The following is a 14,018-nucleotide window of genomic DNA, read 5'->3' as shown; positions in this document are numbered from 1 at the left end:
CTCGACCGAGCCGTCGCCATCGTCGCTCGGACCGATGGCGCATCCGATGGCGACCACTGACAAATCGATACTTGAGGTCGATTTGCCAGCGCGTCAACGCGACGCCCCGGAAATGCCTGTGCTACCGAACGCCTGCCGAGGTCTTCGAAGCCAAGCGCGTGGATATCCAGAACCGACCGACATGGAATAGGAAATCAGACTTTGCGCTTCGGCGTGAGTTCACGGGGCAAATTAGAATGTCTCACATGAGCAAAGCTGAAGTGTCACATTCCCCTGGTTGGGCAGGATTGGAGTGCGGCCGTGGGATTGGTGGTCATGAGCGAGCGCGAGCTGAACCGGATCGAAGTCCTCAGTGATGTGGTGCAAGGCCGGATGTCTGCGGTGGTGGCAGCCTCGGTCCCGGGCCTGAGCCGAAGGCAGGTTCACAAGCAGCGCAGAACGTTTCACCAGCTGCGCCGGCGCTGGGACTGCTATGGCGAGTTCGTGCAGATCGACGGCTCTGATCACGCCTGGTTCGAGGAACGCGGTCCGGCCTGCACGTTGCTCGCCTTTATCGACGACGCCACCAGCACGCTGATGCACCCGGAGTTCATGGACTATGAGAGCATCTTCAGCATTTCGCCGACAGGCTTGCCTGGCGAGCCTCCGAGAAGCGCTTTGATACGCAAGGTTTCCGGCTCTGAACGCATGGCCGATCAGGGCTGCGATATGTGGGGTCTTCGCCCTGCCCGGCCATCCTTCTCCACCCTCGGTGAGACATTCCCGCTTTGTAGTCGCGCTGACATTTCACCTTGGTTGCAACAGTGAGGTCACAATATGGCGCGGGCTTCAGCAGCCCCCGTGACTGGACGAAGTCCCAAAGTCCCCCCGCGGCGCCGCGCTGGTCACTGGCCGAGCTGGTCGCATGATCAAGACTTTTCTCTATATTTTAACGAGTTGTTTGCCTATGTTCGCGCCGCTCATCATCCGCAGGAACGCCTCGGGCATACGCTCGAACCCCTCGAGCACATCCTCGCGATAGCGGATGTGACCCGCGGCATGCCATTGCTGCAGATGCCTGATCGCCTCGGTTCGCTTGTGCCACCAGTCGAAGACCACGAGACCTTCGACCCGCGCCCGCGTTACGATCAACCGCGCGCTGGAACGCAGGCCGATGTCTTCCCCTGCAGGTTTGTCCACCACGGCGATCCGACCGCAGACGACAACTCGCGCACGAGTTGCAAGCTGCGCCAGAACCGTGTCGTGGATCACCCCGCCGGTGTTGTCCCAGAAGACGTCGACCCCCTCCGGACAAGCCTTGGCGAGCTTTTCCGCCATCTCCGGGTCGCGGTGAGATATCGCGATGTCGAAGCCAAGCTCCTCGCAATAGCTCAGTTTCTCGTCGCTTCCCGCGATGGCGACGACCCGGGCCCCCATGAGCTTGGCGATCTGTCCGACAAGCTGTCCGACGGCGCCGGAGGCCGCCGAGACAACCACGGTCTCGCCCGGTAGCGGGCGCCCGATTTCGGTCAGGCCGACATAGGCGGTCAGCCCGGGCATGCCGAGCCAGGAGAGCGCCGCCTGCGGTGGAATGTCTTCGGGCACGCGGTTGGTGGCCTTTGCGCCGGGAAGATCGGGGCTCAGCACGGCGTGGGTCTGCCAGCCCATCTCCATGCTCTCGGCCAGATCGCCGACCTTCCATCCAGGGTGCGCCGAAGCGATGACCTCACCCATACCGCCGCCTTGCATGACGTCTCCCGGCGCAACACCGGCGGTGTAATTGGCGCCGGGCGCGATCCGTCCGCGCATGTAGGGATCAAGCGAGAGCCAGCGTGTCTTCACCAGGATCTGGCCGGGTTGAAGGTCCGGGATCGGAGCGTCTTCGAGCCTCCAGATGTCTTTCGTCGCCGCGCCCTGCGGGTAATGGTCCAGCACCCATCTGCGGTTCATCATGGCCCGTCTCCCTTGACACTCCGGCGCTTTGCGCTTTTTTCGCCGATGGCGTAACAGCCGGAGGGCGCTGCATCAATCCTCTTGCCCCGGCCCGGAGGCTCGGTCACAAGGACAGGATGAGCAGCACTCCGGATATCCTCTGCATCGGCTCCGTCCTCTGGGACGTGATCGGCCGCTCCGCCAGTCACATGCGTCAGGGCTCCGATGTGCCCGGGCGCATCATCCGCCTGCCCGGAGGCGTGGCGATGAACATCGCGATGACCCTCACCCGCTTCGGACTGACCCCGGGTCTGCTGAGCGCGGTCGGTCAGGATCCAAACGGTCACGAGCTGGTGGACGCCTGCGAACGGCTCGGGTGCATCACGGAATATCTCTATCGTTCCGAGGACTTGCCGACCGACATGTATATGGCGGTGGAAGGTGCGAACGGGCTGATCGCGGCGATCGCCGACGCCCATTCGCTGGAGCAATCCGGGGCCCGCATCCTGTCGCCGCTGATCGACGGTCCGCTCGGCAGCGCCGAGGCTCCCTGGGCCGGACCGGTCGCGCTCGACGGCAACCTGACGCTGGGCCTGCTGGAAGAGATCCTCCGCCTGCCCGCCTTTGCCGCCGCCGACCTGCGCATCGCGCCGGCGAGCCCCGGCAAGGCCGAGCGGCTGACCCCCTTCCTGCGGGCGGGCCGAGGGGTTCTTTACGTGAACCTCGAAGAGGCCGGGCTGCTCTGCATGCAGAACTTCGACGACTCTGCCACCGCGGCCGCCGCCCTCGTGGCGCGTGGTGCCTCTCGGGCGCTGGTGACCAATGGCGGCCAGCCCGCTTCAGACGCCTCCGCCGCGGGGGTGATCTCGGAATGCCCGCCCGAAGTGCTGGTCACCCGGGTGACCGGTGCGGGTGACACTTTCATGGCGGCACATATTGCCGCCGAACTGCGCGGCGTCGACCGCGCCAGCGCGCTGGATGAAGCGCTGGCTGCCGCCGCAACCTACGTATCCGGAGACGTGACTTCATGACCCTCGTGCATCTTTCCGCCCCCGTCGCCGACGCCCTCGCCAAGGGAGGGCCCGTGGTGGCGCTGGAATCGACCATCATCACCCACGGCATGCCATGGCCGCAGAACCTCGAGATGGCGCGCAAGGTCGAGCAGACCATCCGTGACGGCGGCGCCACCCCGGCGACCATCGCGGTGCTCGAGGGCAAGCTCTGCGTCGGCCTCGACGACGCGCAGCTCGAGGCGCTGGCGCAGACCAAGCACGCGGCGAAGCTCTCGCGCGCCGACATGGCCGTGTGCATGGCCCGTGGTGGCACCGGTGCGACCACCGTGGCGGCGACGATGATCGCGGCGCGCCTGGCCGGCATCGAGGTCTTCGCCACCGGCGGCATCGGCGGCGTGCACCGCGGCGCCGAGCAGAGCTTCGACATCTCCGCCGACCTGCAGGAACTGGCGCAGACCTCGGTGACCGTGATCGCCGCCGGGGCTAAGGCCATCCTTGACCTCTCGAAGACCATGGAGGTGCTTGAAACACTTGGCGTTCCAGTGATTGCCTACGGTCAGGACCAGCTCCCGGCCTTTTGGTCGCGCGAGGCCGGGATCGCCGCTCCGCTGCGGCTCGACACGGCAAAGCAGATCGCCGAGGCGCACCGGATGCGCGGCGCGCTCGGCCTGCCCGGCGGCCAGCTTGTCGCCAATCCGATCCCCGAAGCCGCCGAGATCCCGCGCGAGACGATGATGCCGATCATCGCCCGCGCCATGGAAGATGCCACGGCGCATGGCATCCATGGCAAGGCCGTCACGCCCTATCTGCTGCAGCGGATCTTCGAGCTGACCGAGGGCCGCTCGCTGGAGAGCAACATCGAGCTGGTGCTGAACAACGCCCGCCTTGGCGCCGCCATCGCGGCGGAAATGAGCGCCCTGCCCGCTACGTAAACCACAGCGTAGATCACAGTCTCGCGCGCCCATTGTGAAGCGGCGCGCGAGACCCTAGTTTGTTTCGGAACACCTCTGTCTCCGGAACAAGAATGAACACGCCCTTCGACGACAAGCCCCGCCGCCCCGGCATCTTCGCGAGCCTCAGGGCGAGCTTCCTGACCGGGCTGGTGGTCATCGCCCCGGTCGGCCTGACGATCTGGCTGATCTGGACCCTGTTCGGCTGGGTCGACGGCTTCGTGCTGCCGCTGGTGCCGCAGCGTTTCAATCCCGAGGAATACATCGGCATCAACCTGCGCGGCGTCGGCGTGATCTTCTTCCTCGTGTTCACCATCCTCGTGGGCTGGGTGGCCAAGGGGCTGATCGGCCGCTCGATGATCCGCTTTGCCGAAACGCTTGTGGACCGCACCCCGGTGGTGCGCTCGATCTACTCTGGCATCAAGCAGATCGCCGAGACGGTCTTTGCGCAGACCGAGAGCAACTTCGAGAAGGCCTGCCTCGTGCAGTACCCGCGCAAGGGCATCTGGGCGATCGGCTTCATCTCGACCCAGGCCAAGGGCGAGATTCTCGCCCGTTCGGAGGTGATGGGAGAACTGGTTTCGGTCTTCGTGCCGACGACACCGAACCCGACCTCGGGCTTCCTGCTCTATTTCCCCGCCGAGGACGTGGTCGAGCTGGAGATGAGCATCGAGGACGCCGCCAAGCTGGTGATTTCCGCCGGGCTCGTCTACCCGCCCGATAGAACGGGTGAAAAGCCGAAGGTCGAGCCGGTGCGCCGCGCCAGCTGAAATCAGCGGTCCGGCCGCTCCGCAAGGGCGGCCAGTTCCCGCACCGCAAGCCTCAGGTCCGCCTCGAAGAGCGCCTCGGCCGCCGCGCGCTCCGCGGCGGGAATGCGCAGGAGATAGGACGGATGCAGGGTGACCAGCACCGGGGTTCCGTCCTCGGTGCGTTCAATCCCGCCGCGACGGGCCATCAGCCCGCGGCGATCTCCGGTCAGGCTTTCCAACGCCGTCGCGCCCATGGCGAGGATCAGTTGCGGTTTCACCCGGCTTCGCTCGAGGTCCAGCCACCAGCGGCAGTGCCGGATTTCGCCGCTGTTCGGCGCCTGGTGGAGCCGCCGCTTGCCGCGCGGGGTGAACTTGAAGTGCTTGACCGCATTGGTGACATAGGTCGCGTCCCGGTCGAGCCCGACCCGCTGCGCGACGCTGTCGAAGAGCTGGCCCGCCGGGCCGACGAAGGGTCGCCCTTCCAGGTCCTCGCGATCCCCGGGCTGTTCGCCGACGATCATCAGTCGGGCATCCAACGGTCCCTCGCCGGGCACCGGCTGTGTCGCATCCTGCCACAGCGGGCAGCGCCGGCAGCCAGCGAGCGCCGCAGTAAGATCGCCGACATCCTCTGGCATCCCGGTCGTGGGCAGGCGCAGGCGCGCGCTGATCGTTCCTGCACGTGTGGGTGCAAGCGTTGGTGCCGCCTCCGCCATCTGCCGCGCGCGGGTCTCGGCGGTGGCGATGAGCTCGGGGATCAGTTGCGTTTCGGGCATGTTATGCCAGTATTTCTTCGGCATCTCCGCCTGCATCGCCTTGGGCTTCAGCCGTGCGGGATTGAAAATATTGCGAAAATAGGTGCGCCAGAGATCCTCGGTCGCGTCCTGCGGCAGATCGGGTCTGGGCGCCCCTGGCGTGAACCGCAGCGCGCCATCCTCGAAATGTGCCGAGAGATCGGGGGTGAAGATCGCCCAGTCCATATCCCCGAAACGCTTGACGAAAAACGGCGCGGTCAGCTCGAGGATGTGGTGGCTCGGCTCGAACCAGGCGGCAAAGCGGCGGCGGTCCGTCCCCGGCGCCTCAAGCTCGCGGAAGCGGACGAAGGCGGTCATCTTGTGCCGGTCGCGGCTGACCTCCTTGGCCATGCGGGCGAGCTTGCCGACACGCGGATCGCCCCGGTCTTCGAGCAGGCGCCTGTCGTCCCGGAGCGCCCAGAGCAGCGCGTAAAGCCGGGCGAAGCGCTCGGGGTCACTGTGGCAGACGACCAGCCGCGCCAGGTCGACAAATCCGCGCGGCACGGTGGTCGGACCGCCGGTGATCTGCGGCGGGTCGGTGGTAAAGAGGTCATCGGCGCCGGGCCCGCGCTGCCAGAGCACCTCCTCGGGCGGGATGCCTGCCCCCAGCAAAGCCCGCGCCTCGTCCCGCCAGGCTTCGAAGGTGCCGATCTCGGGCAGCGTGACGCGCCGCATCAGAAGAGCGAGAGCTGTTCTGGGGGCGGCGCGAAGCGGGCGCGCAGGTCGGCGGCATCGCTCAGCGCGCGTGGGCGCCAGTCAAGCAGCGTGATGAACGGCTTGGCCTGCTTGAGGTTGGCGCCCATCCGCCGCAGGTCATCATAGCGCAGCGTGCGGTGGCGCCGGGTCGTAAGGATCCGCGCCACGGTCTTGGTCCCCAGCCCCGGCACCCGCAGCAGCATCTCGCGCTCGGCCCGGTTCACGTCGAGCGGAAAGAGATGCCGGTTTGCCAGCGCCCAGGCGAGCTTGGGATCGACCTCGAGGTCAAGGTGCCCACCGCGCGTGGCCGAGGCGATTTCCTCGACGTCGAAGCCGTAAAAGCGCAGCAGCCAGTCGGCCTGGTAGAGCCTGTGCTCGCGCATCAGCGGCGGCTTGATCAACGGCAGTGCGGCCGAGGCATCGGGGATTGGCGAGAAGGCCGAGTAGTAGACCCGCCGCAGCTTGTAGCCCGAATAGAGCCGGGTCGAGGTGCGCAGGATGGTGGTGTCATCCGCCCCGTCCGCGCCGACGATCATCTGCGTCGACTGCCCGGCGGGGGCAAAGCGCGGCGGGCGCTTGCCGCTGAAACTGCGCTCCTTGCCTGCCTCGCGCTTGAGACGCACGTCGGCCATGGCACGGCGGATCTGCGCCGGATCCTTCTCGGGGGCATAGTCCTTCACCGCCCGATCGGTGGGCAGCTCGACGTTGATCGACAGCCGGTCGGCGTAGAGCCCCGCCTCCGCGATCAGCTCGGGCGCCGCATCGGGGATGGTCTTGAGGTGGATGTAGCCGCGAAAATGATGCTCCGTCCGCAGCATCCGCGCGATCCGCACCATGTCTGACATCGTCTCGTCGGGGCTGCGAATGATGCCGGAAGACAGAAACAACCCCTCGATATAGTTGCGCCGGTAGAACTCCAGCGTCAGCGTCACGACCTCCTCGGGGGTGAAACGGGCGCGCGTCACGTTGCTGCTCACCCGGTTCACGCAATAGGCGCAATCGTAGATGCAGAAGTTCGTCATCAGGATCTTCAGCAGGCTGATGCAGCGCCCGTCCGGCGCATAGGCATGGCAGATGCCCGAGCCGGTGGTCGAGCCGATTCCCTTGCCGTCGCGCGAGTCGCGCGTCTGCCCCCCCGCTCGAGGCGCAGGATGCATCGTATTTCGCCGCGTCCGAGAGAATCGCGAGCTTCTGATCGAGGGTCATTCTTGCCATGTGTTCATGATATGTTCACATGGATGCCCGATCAATGCCGGACTCGGGCGGGGCCACCCGGCTCACGCCGAAGTGTCCCCGCCCGCGATGTCAGCGCCGGGTCAGAGCGCGGTCCAGCCGCCGTCGACGGAGATCGTCGTGCCGGTGATCTGCGCCGCAAAGTCGGAGCATAGGAAGACCGCCGTGCCGCCGATCTGCTCGGTGGTGGCGAATTCCTTCGAGGGCTGGCGTTCGAGGATGACCTTCTCGATCACCTCGTCCTCGGTCATGTTGTACTTGGCGGCGGTGTCGGGGATCTGGGCCTCGACCAGCGGGGTCTTCACGTAGCCCGGGCAGATGGCGTTGCAGGTGATATCCTCGCGCGCCGTCTCCAGCGCCACCGTCTTGGTCATGCCGACGATGCCGTGCTTGGCCGCCACATAGGCCGACTTGAATGGCGAGGCGGTCAGGCCGTGCGCCGAGGCGACGTTGATCACCCGACCCCAGCCCGCCTTGCGCATCATCGGCAGGGCCGCGGCGGTCGTATGGAACGCCGAGTTGAGGTTGATCGCGATGATCGCGTCCCATTTCTCGACCGGGAATTCATCGATCGGCGAGACGTGCTGGATCCCGGCGTTGTTCACCAGGATGTCGCAGGCCCCGGCCTGTTCGACCAGCGCGCGGCACTCGTCACCCTTGGACATGTCGGCCTTGATGTAGCGCACCTCGACGCCGAACTCCTTGGCCATGTCCGCGGCCAGCTGGTGATCCTCGTCCCGGTCGGTGAACGAGTTCAGCACCACCGATGCCCCGGCCCGCGCCAGCTCGCGCGCAACGCCGAGCCCGATGCCCGAGTTCGATCCGGTGACGACTGCCGTCTTGCCCTTGAGTGACATGCGAAAACTCCTCGTTTCTTGCGGCACCGACATGGCTTGCCGCCTGCGTGGGGAACGGGATGACCACGCCTCCCGGTTCCGGTCCCTCGCCATTGCTCGGTCATCCCGCGCGAAGCTGCAAGCCCGTGTTCGCAACGTCATCACGGATTCGTAGGCCGGAACCCGGCCTGCCCCCCCTATGCAAGCCGCGCCCTGCCCTGTATGGCTCGGCGCACCGTCGCACACCGACGCATACGTCCAAATCTTCAATAGCGATGCCGACGCAAAGCGGCCCCGCGAACGCCAAAATTTGGCAGGTCGGATTCGAGGAATTTGGCGGCGCCGAATGACAGGTTCTTCCCGGAAGAGCGCGAAAAACCAAAAAAAAACGCCGGCACGAAGCCGGCGTTCAGTCATTGAGGCAGGTTTCATACAGGCAAGAAACCTATCGAGCAGTGATGTCTTTATACGCGCTTTGCTGCCGGAGTCCAACCTAAAAGTTTGAAAAGACGTAAAAGCCCCGGTAGGGTCGAAAACCAAGAAAACAAGGGCAGAGCAGGACGATTTCGACGATGGCCGCGATTCATTTCAGATATTCTCCCATCCGGCCCGCGCTCACCGCGCTGGCGCTTTTTTCGGGAATCGCCGCAAGCGCGGAGCCCATGCATGGCATTGCCATGTATGGTGAGCCCGCCCTGCCCGCGGACTTCGATCACCTGCCCTACGTGAACCCGGAGGCGCCCAAGGGTGGCCGCATCGTCACCGGCGAGGTCGGCAGCTTCGACAGCCTCAACCCGCATATCCTCAAGGGTTCGGTGCCCTGGCAGCTGCGCTTCCTGGCCTATGAATCGCTCATGGGCCGCAGCTGGGACGAGCCCTTCACGCTCTATTGCCTGATCTGCGAAACCGTCGAGACCTCGCCCGAGCGCGACTGGGTCGAATACACGCTGCGCCCCGAGGCGAAATTCTCCGACGGCACCCCGGTGACGGTCGAGGACGTGATCTGGAGCTTCAACACTCTCGGCACCGAAGGTCACCCGCGCTACCAGGGCACCTACAGCCGCATCGAGAGCATCGAGCAGACCGGCGAGCACAGCCTTCGCTTCACCTTCAACGTGCAGGACCGCGAGCTGGCGCTGATCGTCGGCATGCGCCCGATCCTCAAGAAGGCGCAGTGGGAAGGCAAGGATTTTGCCGCCTCCGGGCTCGACGTGGTGCCGATCACCACCGCGCCCTATGTCGTCGACAGCTTCGAGGCAGGCCGCTACGTCTCGCTCAAACGCAATCCCGACTACTGGGGCAAGGACGTGCCCTTCATGAAGGGCCAGGCCAACCTCGACGAGGTGCGCATGGAGTTCTTCGGCGATGGCACCGCCATGTTCGAGGCCTTCAAGGCGGGACTGCTGAACTCGAACCGCGAACTGAACTCCGAGAAATGGGAGAGCCAGTACAATTTCCCCGCGGTGCAATCGGGCGAGGTGGTGAAATCGGTGATCCCGCACGGCCGGCCCTCGGGGATGACCGGCTTCGTGATGAACACCCGCCGCCCCGGATTCGACGACTGGCGCGTGCGCGAGGCGATGATCCAGCTCTTCAACTTCGAGTACATCAACGAAACGCTGACCGGCGGGCGCCAGCCGCGGATCACCTCCTATTTCTCCAACTCCGAGCTCGCCATGCAGCACGGCCCCGCAAGTGGGCGCGTCAAAGAGTTGCTGGAGCCCTTCGCCGACAGCCTGCTTCCGGGCACGCTCGAAGGTTACGAGCTGCCGCAGGGCGACGGCTCGGCCCGCAACCGCTCGGGGCTGCGCAAGGCGATGGACCTGATGCAGGAGGCCGGCTACGCGGTGCAGGACGGGACGATGATGGACCCGCAGGGCCAGCCCTTCCAGTTCGACATCCTGCTGCCGCAGGGCGAGACCGAGGCCGGCTCGATGATCGACATCTACGTGCAGGCGCTGGAACGGCTCGGCATCAAGGTGCGGGTCGATACGGTCGACTCCGCGCAGTTCAACGCCCGCAGCGCCTCCTTCGATTTCGACATGACCTGGTTCCGCCGCGGCATCTCGCTCTCTCCGGGCAACGAGCAGCGGCTCTACTGGGGTAGCGCCGCCGCCGACCAGCAGGGCTCGCGCAACCTCATGGGCATCAAGAGCCCGGCGGTCGACGCGCTGATCGAGGACCTGCTGACCGCCACCAGCCGCGAGGAGTTCCTCGCCGCCACCCATGCGCTTGACCGGGTGCTCACCGCTGGCCGATATGTGATCCCCACCTATGAGTGGAATCAGAGCTGGATCGCCCACGCCAAGCAGTTGACATTTGCCGAGCCGACGCCGGTCTACGGCGACTGGATCGACTGGCAGCCGAACGCCTGGTGGTGGGAAGAAAAGAACTGATTTCGCCTGATCCAAAAGACTGACAAGACCAACAAACGACGAGCAGACAGTATGAAACGCCTCTTCCTTCTCGCCCTCCTGGCCGCCCCGCTTGCCGCCTGCGGCACCGTCGACGGTTTCGGCCAGGACGTCTCGCGCGCCTCGCGGACCGTCGACAGCTGGTTCTGACCAGCCGCCCGGCCGCGCCACCGCGCAAGGCAGGCGCGTTCTTCTAGGCGGAAATATCCCGGGGGACCGGGGGCAGCGCCCCCGTAAGGCCTCCGGCTCGGCACGTCGTGCCGCTTTTCCCTCAGGGCTCTTCGCCGAGCACCGGATGGAGCCGGGTGAGCACCGCCAGCAGGAAGGCGGTGCTCACCCCGAAGGTCAGCAGCCCGGTGATCGCCGCGAAGGCGCCGTAGATCCGCAGCCCCTCGCCCAGCGTGATGTCGCCGTAGCCCAGCGTCGTGTAGCTCACCACGGCGAAATAGAAGGCCTCGGGCAGGGTCTCGAAAGCGCCGAGCTGGCGAAAGCTCGCCGCCCACAGCCAGATTTGCAGCGTATGCGCCATAACCATGGCCCCGAAGGCCGCGCATATCAGCCCGAAGAGTCGCAGCGGCCCGCCGCGCACTCCGATCCGCGCGATGGCGCCGAGCAGCCGGGGCGCGGTGCGGGCGACGATCCAGATCTGGAGCCCCGCGCAGAGACACAGCAGCCCCGTTCCCAGTGCGATCTGCGCCCACATGCCCATCCCGCTTGACCTAACGCGCCTTGAACAGGCTGCCGAGAATACCGCGCACCAGCCGCTTGCCGGTGGTACCCGAGAGTTCCTTCAGTACCGCCTGCCCCAGCGCCTCGCCGATGCTGTCCGGCGCGCTGTACCGGCTGCTGCGCGACGTGCTCGTGCTGCTCTTACGCGGCTGTACGCGCGGCGTGGGATCATAGCGGCGGGCGCGGTTGTAGTCACGGATCTCGTCCTCGACCGCATGATCGGCCTTCTCTGCTTCCTCTGCAGCCGTTGCCGCAGCGGCGGCGCGGGCCTGCAGGATCTCATGGGCGGATTCGCGGTCCACCGGCGTGTCGTATTTCCCCTTCAGCGGCGAGGCGTCCATCACCTCGGTCCGCTCGGCATCGCTGATAGGCCCCAGCTGCGAGCTCGGCGGGCGCACCAGCGTGCGCTGGACAATGCCGGGCACGCCCTTCTTCTGCAGGAACGAGGTCACCGCCTCGCCGGTGCCGACCTCGCGGATCGCTGTCTCGGTGTCGAAGGCGGGGTTCTCGCGGTAGGTTTCGGCGGCCTGCTTCAGCGCCCTTCGGTCGCGCGCGGTGAAGGCGCGCAGCGCGTGCTGCACGCGGTTGCCGAGCTGGCCGAGGATGTCCTCGGGGATGTCGTCGGGATTCTGCGTCACGAAATAGACGCCGACCCCCTTGGACCTCACCAGCCGCGCCACCTGCTCGACCTTGTCGATCAGCGCCTTGGGGGCGTCATCAAACAGCAGATGCGCCTCGTCGAAGAAGAACACCAGTTTTGGCTTGTCGGGATCGCCGACCTCGGGCAGCTCCTCGAAGAGCTCCGACAGAAGCCACAGCAGGAAGGTCGCGTAGAGCCGCGGTGCGCCCATCAGCGCATCGGCGGCGAGGATGTTCACATGGCCGCGCCCATCCGGCGCGCAGGTCATCAGATCCGACAGCTCCAGCGCCGGTTCGCCGAAGAAGCGCGCGCCGCCCTGGTTTTCCAACACCAGCAGCCGCCGCTGGATCGCCCCCACCGAGGCGCTCGAGATATTGCCGTAACGCAGGCTCAACTCCTTGGCGTTCTGCCCGACCCAGACCAGCAGCGCCTGCAGGTCCTTGAGATCAAGGAGCGGCAGGCCTTGTTCATCCGACAAGCGGAAGGCGATGTTGAGAATGCCTTCCTGCGCCTCGGTCAGTTCCAGCAGCCGCGCGAGCAGCAGCGGGCCCATCTCGGCCACGGTGGCGCGCACCGGGTGGCCCTTGGCGCCGAAGAGGTCCCAGAAGACCGCCGGGAAACCGGCGTAGGTGAAATCGTCGAAGCCGATCTTGGCATTGCGCTCCATGAAGGGCGTGTGGAGGTCGGCGCCTTCCGACCCGGCCCGGGCCAGCCCCGAGAGGTCACCCTTCACGTCCGACAGGAAGACCGGCACGCCCGCTGCCGAGAACCCCTCGGCGAGGATCTGCAAGGTGACTGTCTTGCCAGTGCCGGTGGCGCCGGCGATCAGCCCGTGGCGGTTGCCATACTTGAGGCCAAGATACTGTTTTTCCGAATAGGCTTCGCCGCCACCGCCTAGAAAAACATCATCCGTCATGGCCTGCCTCCGCTGCCGTCCGGGCTCGAGCATACAATCTTAACTCTTTGGCGCCAGTATGAAATTCGTCCGGGGCAACATGTCCTCTCCTGCTCCGGGCGAACTTCCTCCCTGTCTGACTTGCCGCGTCCGTTGCACGGGCGCGGCCTTTTGCACAAAAGTGAAGCCCTGCCGTTGCAATGCCTGTTGACCGGTGGGAAAGAGTTTCGTAGCGTCTCGTCAATGACAAAGTCGGCCGGTCCGACAGGGAGCAAGGGAAAGGGGACCGCAGGGTCCCTTTTCTCTTTTTGATGAATGGTTTCCGCGCTTTATTGCCGTTCCCGTGATGCCTCCCATTTCTGGCCTGACACCGCTTGGTGTGCATGCTAAGCGGGCAATGAGGCAAGAATGACCGTTTCAGGGGGACCCATGATCAGACCTCTCCACATCCTGCGCCTGCTGCCGCTCGCGGCGGCTCTGGCAGCAATGCCGGCCTATGCGCAGGACGCCGCCAAACCGAGCGACGCTCCCGCAGCAGACCAGTCCGAGGGCACCGTTGCCGCCGGCGGACTTTCGCTGGGCGAGGACGCCAGTGGCGAAGCACCCGCCGCACCCGGCCAGCAGCCCGAGACCTACGTGAAGGCCACGCATGGCTCGTGGGAGCTGCAATGCCTGCGCGCCCCCGAGGGCACCGAGGCCGAGGACCCCTGCCAGATGTACCAGCTCCTGCAGGACGGCGACGGCAACAATGTTGCCGAGGTCAGCCTGTTCCGGGTGTCCAACGGTGGCCAGGTCGCAGCCGGGGGCACCTTCGTCGTGCCGCTCGAGACGCTGCTGACCCAGAAGCTGACCATCGCCGTCGATGGCGGTCAGGCCAAGCGCTACGACTTCTCCTTCTGCACCCCCGTGGGCTGCTACGCCCGCGTCGGCTTCACCGAGGAAGACGTCAACCGTTTCAAGGCGGGCAAGGGCGCGCAGATCACCATCGTCCCGGCGCTGGCGCCGGACCAGAAGGTGACGCTCGACATGTCGCTCTCGGGCTTCACCGCGGGCTACGAAGAGACCAGCGCGCTGCGCCAGTAAGCGCGGCAGTACGCAACGCGAAAGCCCCGGGCCGCGAGGCGCCGGGGCTTTTTCATGTCTGCAGGTCTGGCCTCGATC

At 65.8% G+C, this 14,018-nt stretch carries 11 protein-coding genes and 2 pseudogenes; 7 read left to right on the top strand and 6 right to left on the bottom strand.

All coding sequences use genetic code 11. From position 1 onward, the window contains the following. Positions 1-300: 300 nt before the first annotated feature. A pseudogene (locus CLG85_RS03150) lies at positions 301-612 on the top strand (hypothetical protein); the annotation flags it as partial. 309 nt (positions 613-921) lie between these two features. On the opposite strand, the gene CLG85_RS03145 reads toward CLG85_RS03150, so the two are convergent. Continuing rightward, positions 922-1,932, bottom strand: coding sequence for an NADP-dependent oxidoreductase (locus CLG85_RS03145; protein ID WP_095883210.1), 1,011 nt, complete (start codon positions 1,930-1,932; stop codon positions 922-924). A 116-nt stretch (positions 1,933-2,048) separates the two neighbouring features. Between CLG85_RS03145 and CLG85_RS03140 the strand changes: the two genes are divergently transcribed. From CLG85_RS03140 to CLG85_RS03130, 3 genes are all read left to right on the top strand, one after another. Beyond that, positions 2,049-2,942: a PfkB family carbohydrate kinase gene (locus tag CLG85_RS03140; RefSeq protein ID WP_260348415.1), complete on the top strand. Its 894-nt coding sequence runs from the start codon at positions 2,049-2,051 to the stop codon at positions 2,940-2,942. Continuing rightward, positions 2,939-3,856, top strand: a complete 918-nt coding sequence (locus CLG85_RS03135; RefSeq protein ID WP_095882417.1) for a pseudouridine-5'-phosphate glycosidase — start codon at positions 2,939-2,941, stop codon at positions 3,854-3,856. Before CLG85_RS03140 ends, CLG85_RS03135 begins: the two co-directional genes overlap by 4 nt. A 92-nt stretch (positions 3,857-3,948) precedes the next feature. Continuing rightward, positions 3,949-4,644, top strand: coding sequence for a DUF502 domain-containing protein (locus CLG85_RS03130; protein WP_095882416.1), 696 nt, complete (start codon positions 3,949-3,951; stop codon positions 4,642-4,644). 2 nt (positions 4,645-4,646) lie between these two features. Here CLG85_RS03130 and CLG85_RS03125 read toward each other — a convergent pair whose 3' ends face one another. The 3 genes and pseudogenes from CLG85_RS03125 to CLG85_RS03115 all read right to left on the bottom strand — a co-directional run bounded on the left by CLG85_RS03125 (position 4,647) and on the right by CLG85_RS03115 (position 8,200). After that, entirely contained in the window at positions 4,647-6,089 is a 1,443-nt protein-coding gene (locus tag CLG85_RS03125) for a UdgX family uracil-DNA binding protein (RefSeq protein ID WP_095882415.1), read from the bottom strand. Further along, positions 6,089-7,325: pseudogene (locus CLG85_RS03120) on the bottom strand (putative DNA modification/repair radical SAM protein). The gene CLG85_RS03125 and the pseudogene CLG85_RS03120 overlap by 1 nt, the downstream one beginning before the upstream one ends. Positions 7,326-7,426: 101 nt before the next feature. After that, entirely contained in the window at positions 7,427-8,200 is a 774-nt protein-coding gene (locus CLG85_RS03115) for a 3-hydroxybutyrate dehydrogenase (RefSeq protein ID WP_095882413.1), read from the bottom strand. A gap of 641 nt (positions 8,201-8,841) precedes the next feature. On the opposite strand from CLG85_RS03115, the gene CLG85_RS03110 reads away from it, so the two are divergent. Together CLG85_RS03110 and CLG85_RS03105 are read left to right on the top strand one after the other, a co-directional pair. Beyond that, positions 8,842-10,575, top strand: coding sequence for an extracellular solute-binding protein (locus tag CLG85_RS03110; protein ID WP_375796893.1), 1,734 nt, complete (start codon positions 8,842-8,844; stop codon positions 10,573-10,575). Between the two features lie 51 nt (positions 10,576-10,626). Next, complete coding sequence (locus tag CLG85_RS03105) at positions 10,627-10,743, top strand: entericidin EcnA/B family protein (protein ID WP_095882411.1); 117 nt, start codon at positions 10,627-10,629, stop codon at positions 10,741-10,743. A gap of 121 nt (positions 10,744-10,864) precedes the next feature. Here CLG85_RS03105 and CLG85_RS03100 read toward each other — a convergent pair whose 3' ends face one another. After that, complete coding sequence (locus CLG85_RS03100; RefSeq protein WP_235865397.1) at positions 10,865-11,296, bottom strand: potassium channel family protein; 432 nt, start codon at positions 11,294-11,296, stop codon at positions 10,865-10,867. 16 nt (positions 11,297-11,312) lie between these two features. Further along, a complete protein-coding gene (locus tag CLG85_RS03095; RefSeq protein WP_095882409.1) occupies positions 11,313-12,878 on the bottom strand; it encodes a helicase HerA-like domain-containing protein in 1,566 nt (521 codons plus the stop codon). Positions 12,879-13,286: 408 nt separating this feature from the next. Between CLG85_RS03095 and CLG85_RS03090 the strand changes: the two genes are divergently transcribed. Continuing rightward, positions 13,287-13,940 (top strand): invasion associated locus B family protein, encoded by a 654-nt coding sequence (locus CLG85_RS03090; RefSeq protein ID WP_095882408.1) that lies wholly within the window; start codon positions 13,287-13,289, stop codon positions 13,938-13,940. Positions 13,941-14,018 lie beyond the last annotated feature (78 nt).

This window comes from Alloyangia mangrovi, from assembly GCF_002300555.2.
Lineage (GTDB): Bacteria > Pseudomonadota > Alphaproteobacteria > Rhodobacterales > Rhodobacteraceae > Salipiger > Salipiger mangrovi.
The sequence above is the reverse complement of the archived record's forward strand: the minus strand, read 5'-3'. Positions and strand labels throughout refer to the sequence as shown.

Coding starts and splice junctions, on each gene's coding strand:
- CLG85_RS03115 (WP_095882413.1), bottom strand. CDS start 8,200: ATGTCACTCAAGGGCAAGACGGCAGTCGTCACCGGATCGAACTCGGGC.
- CLG85_RS03110 (WP_375796893.1), top strand. CDS start 8,842: ATGCATGGCATTGCCATGTATGGTGAGCCCGCCCTGCCCGCGGACTTC.
- CLG85_RS03145 (WP_095883210.1), bottom strand. CDS start 1,932: ATGATGAACCGCAGATGGGTGCTGGACCATTACCCGCAGGGCGCGGCG.
- CLG85_RS03100 (WP_235865397.1), bottom strand. CDS start 11,296: ATGTGGGCGCAGATCGCACTGGGAACGGGGCTGCTGTGTCTCTGCGCG.
- CLG85_RS03135 (WP_095882417.1), top strand. CDS start 2,939: ATGACCCTCGTGCATCTTTCCGCCCCCGTCGCCGACGCCCTCGCCAAG.
- CLG85_RS03140 (WP_260348415.1), top strand. CDS start 2,049: ATGAGCAGCACTCCGGATATCCTCTGCATCGGCTCCGTCCTCTGGGAC.
- CLG85_RS03095 (WP_095882409.1), bottom strand. CDS start 12,878: ATGACGGATGATGTTTTTCTAGGCGGTGGCGGCGAAGCCTATTCGGAA.
- CLG85_RS03105 (WP_095882411.1), top strand. CDS start 10,627: ATGAAACGCCTCTTCCTTCTCGCCCTCCTGGCCGCCCCGCTTGCCGCC.
- CLG85_RS03125 (WP_095882415.1), bottom strand. CDS start 6,089: ATGCGGCGCGTCACGCTGCCCGAGATCGGCACCTTCGAAGCCTGGCGG.
- CLG85_RS03090 (WP_095882408.1), top strand. CDS start 13,287: ATGATCAGACCTCTCCACATCCTGCGCCTGCTGCCGCTCGCGGCGGCT.
- CLG85_RS03130 (WP_095882416.1), top strand. CDS start 3,949: ATGAACACGCCCTTCGACGACAAGCCCCGCCGCCCCGGCATCTTCGCG.